Origin of the sequence: Galbibacter sp., from assembly GCF_035306585.1 — a bacterium.
Lineage (GTDB): Bacteria > Bacteroidota > Bacteroidia > Flavobacteriales > Flavobacteriaceae > Galbibacter.
Genome location: NZ_DATGNU010000040.1, coordinates 1 through 4,374, shown reverse-complemented (window position 1 = coordinate 4,374; position 4,374 = coordinate 1). Strand labels below are relative to the sequence as shown.

Genomic DNA, 4,374 nt, shown 5'->3' with positions numbered 1-4,374 from the left:
GCGACGCCGGTTAGCCTCTGAAAACGTGCTACGACGAACTACATAAGTTAATCCCAAATGGGACGGCTTATGTGCAGGCCAACAGCCCCAGTATTACTTCCCGGATCGAATTGTAACCCAGCAAAGCAGTAAATAGCATCACTACCACATGATTATAAGTGGTGAACTTCTTTACATACCGCTCTGCACCGTGTTTTACGGCTATTTTTTTGGATGTCTTTTTTGTCAATGAACTTTATTAGCTGATTAAAAATCGGCTGTCCGGTAAAATATGTATTTTTGCCCATGTCTTATTTTCTTGTGTCGTAACTCAAAAATAGACATACCGGGTCAGGCTGCAAAATGTCTGATCCGGTTATTTTTAACCGGACACCAATGATTGGTTTTTAGGCTTAAACAGTTCAACGAACTGAAATTCAATTCATTGAACCGATTAAATATAATATTTATTACGACACACTATTAAGGGGAAAAATCCCCTTTTCGATTAAAAGCATCTATTTAATCGGTTAAAAATGAATGAAATAGTGGTCGTACGTATCTCTGAATATCGCAAAAAACCTATACTTTTTGCACTCTTAGGTCGTCGTATGGAATCATCCCATCAAGGCCTATGAAATAAATTGGATTGTCAAAAACACAATTATAAGGGCTATGCCTGCATATTTGTTCTACAAACGGGTCAGCTAGGTCAGCATTCATTCACCTGCCCAATAATGTTGGACCATAATTCCTTTTTCATCTTTGTATGCAGTTTTTTATTCGAACTCGTTTAAACTTTTAATAGGATAAGAGCGAAAGCTAAATAATGCCAATTCAGCCATGATTCATCCAAGGTATCAAACCTGACCAAAAGGGTCCTGAAGCTATCTACCCAAGCAAAACATCTTTCATTGACAAAACGCTGGTCATAGACCTGTTGGTTAAAATCCCTTTTCCTTCCACGCTTTTCCCTTTTTCTGTTCCTAAGGTTCTCTACAATATTAGGCGTCATTTTCCTTCGTTGTATGGCTCGCCTAAACGACTTGCTGTCAAAGCCTTTATCGGCATTTTGGATGCTGTTCTCCAAGCAAAAGCCACGTGCCCTGAGTTGCCTTACCATGCTCGCGTACTGGGGCACAATCCCATACAGGTCATTGTGGTTCCCACTGATGATGCCCCCATTGGCAATGGGTATCCCTTTTCCATCGGTCATGACCAAAATGTTCGAGGTACGCCCCCTCTTGCGGTATTGGTAGGCCACACTTTGGGCAGCTTTCTTTACCAGGCTATGGGTGCCGTCGAGGTTCAATTTTTCCGTGTGGCTATTTCGGAGTAATGACGCCACCTGTTTCGGTCAAACTGCGCCACTTTGAAAGATCATACAATGATATAAAAAATTTAAACTTTAATACTATTCAACTTTCCCTTTCTTAAAGATTCTCCAGTATTTAAATCTATTCGATGTGATGAGTTTACAATTCTGTCGAGTAATGCATCAGCTTGCGTACCATCTCCACCAATGATCTCATACCAAGCAGAGACTGGTATCTGGGTGGCTATTATTGTTGATTTTCTGTTATACCGATCATCAATAATATCCATTAAAGCGTCTCTGGCATGGTTATCAAAACCTTGGAGACCAAAGTCGTCCAAAATCAGTAAATCGGTCTTTAGTATTTTTTCCAACTCTTTTAAATAAGTCCCATCTACCTTACTAAGCTTTAGTTTTTTAAGTAATCGAGCCGTATTGGTATACATGGTTTTATATTCCATTATACAGGCTTTGTGTCCTAAAGCTTGAGAGAGATAGCTCTTTCCAGATCCACATAGACCACAGATGATGATATTCTCTTTTCTCTCTATAAAATCCAAGGTTGCAAGACGTATGAACATATTTTTATCCAAGTTGCGGTTATGGGTGTAATTTACATCTTCCAAAGTGGCTTGTTGGCGGAAGTTCGCTTGTTTTAATAGTCGATCGATCTTCCGATTTTGTCGGTCCTCCCATTGATGATCAATAAGTAATGCTAAGTATTCATCAGCCGTCATGTCACTATGCCCGTTACTTTTCACATGTTCATAGTGCAGCTCGGCCATGGCTCTTAGCCGCATTTGTTTTAGTTTTTCAATGGTCTGATTGTTATTCATATTGTGTGATTTTAATTAATTATTTATTTATCATTTGTAATAGGAAGCTCCTCTTATGTTTTCATGTTCTGGTATATGGGGTCTATCTTCTTCTAGATCTTGATAAAATAAGGAACTTTTATCCTGATTGTTTTTTAAGATATTTTGGATATGCCTATAGCTAACCGCACCAGCCTCTAGTGCTCGTTTACAAGCATTATCCAATCTTTGGGAACCATAACCCTTATGGAGTTGGATTACACCCATTGCACGCTTATAGCCAATCTCAGGGTAATCTCCGTTTTCAAGGATTTTTTCGACGCAACCAAGAACATGGTTACCATGGACACTAGCTTTCTTTTTAAAAAAATCAGGACTCCAGTCAGAGTAAAATTTATGGGTGCTGCTAAGATGTTCTGAGTTGGTGTTATAATGTCCGATAACGGGGTTTCGTCGATGGATGGCTATTCGCTGATGGTTATAATACACTTCCACTGCACTGTTAGTGTAATGGATCATAGTCTCCTTTCCGATATACCGGTATGGAACGCTGTAGTAGCTTTTATCAGGAGAGAAGTACACATAACCCATCTTTTGCACCTTAGCTCTTCGGTAATCTTTAAGTTCATAAGTAGTAGAAGGCAAAGGCTTTAAATAGGCTCGTTCTACCGACTGAAAAAGCTCCTGCCGACTGGCCTGTTTTCTTTTAAACAATAGGCTATTGTAGCTTTCAAGTAAACGTCTTATTTCTCGATTTAAATCCTGCAAAGAAAAGAAGGTTATATTGCGTAAAGGATAGTAAATTCGTTGATAGGCAAGTTGTACCGCGTTCTCAACAAGGGCCTTATCTTGCGGTGCATACCCACGGGTAGGATTGATTACACAATTATAATGATGGGCAAATTCCTTAAAACTTCGGTTAATATCTGCTTCGTATTTACTAGCGCGTTTGACGGCTGATTTGAGATTGTCAGAAACAATGGCTTTAGGAACACCCCCGTAAAAGCTCAAAGCGTTGGCACAACAATGAATTAGATCACCGCGTTTCTGGCTTTTACAAGCCTCGACGTAGGTGTAGTGGCTATTGGGGAGGATGGCGACAAACACCTCTACTTCCTTGATTTCTCCAGTATCCCGCTCAACAATATGAAGTTTTTTACCAGCAAAGTCAATGTATAATTCGTGGCCAGGTTCATGATTAAGCTTCATAGAACCTTTAACCTTTGCGTATTTACGATGGTAATGTTCCATAAATTGCGTGTAACTATAGGGGTTCTCTACTTGTTGAACATATTCTTGGTAATGAAATAGAAAAGTAAAACCAGGATGATGTTCAACATCTTTCATTCGCTCAAAATAACGAGACAGATCATCAAATCGCTTATTATCAATTGTGGTATGAGAAGTAAAAAGTGTCTCCAACACTTCTGTGTCACACGCTAATAATTCTCTAAGGGTATGAGAGCTAGCCTTAAAAACTCGCATGTAATTGTTTACAGTATTGCGTGATATTCCTAGTGTAAGGCTGATCTTACGATTGCTAAAGCCATCTAGATGTAGTGAAATAATTTGTTTTAAGTCCATAGAATCAAGTGTGTTTGCCATATCGCTTTTCTTTAGCGACAAGGTAATTATTACTTGATCTTTCAAAGTGGCGCAAAACGAACCGAAATGATGTCCGAATTAGCAAAAATGGCGCAATTCAAACCGAAACCACTGGCGCAAATCGAACCGAAATACTTCTTATTTCAGATTAAAGTGGCGCAGTTTGAAGCGAAATCACTGGCGCAGTTTGACGGTTCTTCGTCAAATTTGGGGATTACCCGGTTTGAGATAGGATGACTTTCTTTCTCAATAGCTCAAAACTAGCTCTACCATACATTTGGCGTTTAATGTTTTTGATACGGTTCACATGGCCTTCTACCGGGCCATTGTTCCAAGACCATTTAATGGCATTGGTAACGGCCGCAAGGTCATTTTTTAAACCTCTGGCTAAGGATTTGAGTCCTGAAAGCTTATATCGGGACTTTTGAACAAAATCTATCCATCGCTTCATATTCCCCTTCCTATTTTTGATCATTGCACGAAAAAGCTTAACCAAGCGACTCACAATGAGTAATTCCCTGGATTCTTTAAGTAAAATATTCATACACTTTCGCTGTGTGGAATCTTTTATTTGTGAGAGCTCTTCTCCAATAAGCATGGACATTTTGGTAGCACTGATCGGTTTTATATAAGCGAGAGGTTCATTGTAAACGGCGCGCA

At 39.4% G+C, this 4,374-nt stretch carries 6 protein-coding genes; 1 reads left to right on the top strand and 5 read right to left on the bottom strand.

The genetic code is table 11. From position 1 onward, the window contains the following. Nucleotides 1-67: 67 nt before the first annotated feature. From VKY50_RS12705 to istA, 4 genes are all read right to left on the bottom strand, one after another. Entirely contained in the window at nt 68-229 is a 162-nt protein-coding gene (locus VKY50_RS12705) for a DUF4372 domain-containing protein (protein ID WP_414652288.1), read from the bottom strand. Between the two features lie 543 nt (nt 230-772). Continuing rightward, nucleotides 773-1,327: a transposase gene (locus tag VKY50_RS04195; RefSeq protein ID WP_324299173.1), complete on the bottom strand. Its 555-nt coding sequence runs from the start codon at nt 1,325-1,327 to the stop codon at nt 773-775. Nucleotides 1,328-1,380: 53 nt separating this feature from the next. Next, on the bottom strand, nt 1,381-2,130 hold the full coding sequence (gene istB / locus VKY50_RS04190; RefSeq protein WP_324299171.1) for an IS21-like element helper ATPase IstB: 750 nt from the start codon (nt 2,128-2,130) through the stop codon (nt 1,381-1,383). Between the two features lie 30 nt (nt 2,131-2,160). Further along, on the bottom strand, nt 2,161-3,714 hold the full coding sequence (gene istA / locus VKY50_RS04185) for an IS21 family transposase (RefSeq protein ID WP_324299169.1): 1,554 nt from the start codon (nt 3,712-3,714) through the stop codon (nt 2,161-2,163). A 66-nt stretch (nt 3,715-3,780) separates the two neighbouring features. Between istA and VKY50_RS04180 the strand changes: the two genes are divergently transcribed. Further along, nucleotides 3,781-3,951, top strand: coding sequence for a hypothetical protein (locus VKY50_RS04180; protein WP_324299167.1), 171 nt, complete (start codon nt 3,781-3,783; stop codon nt 3,949-3,951). Here the strand turns inward: VKY50_RS04180 and VKY50_RS04175 are convergent. Next, nucleotides 3,929-4,374, bottom strand: a 446-nt coding sequence (locus VKY50_RS04175) for a transposase (RefSeq protein WP_324299165.1), incomplete at its 5' end; no start/stop codon positions are given. The two genes, VKY50_RS04180 and VKY50_RS04175, sit on opposite strands and share 23 nt — an antisense overlap.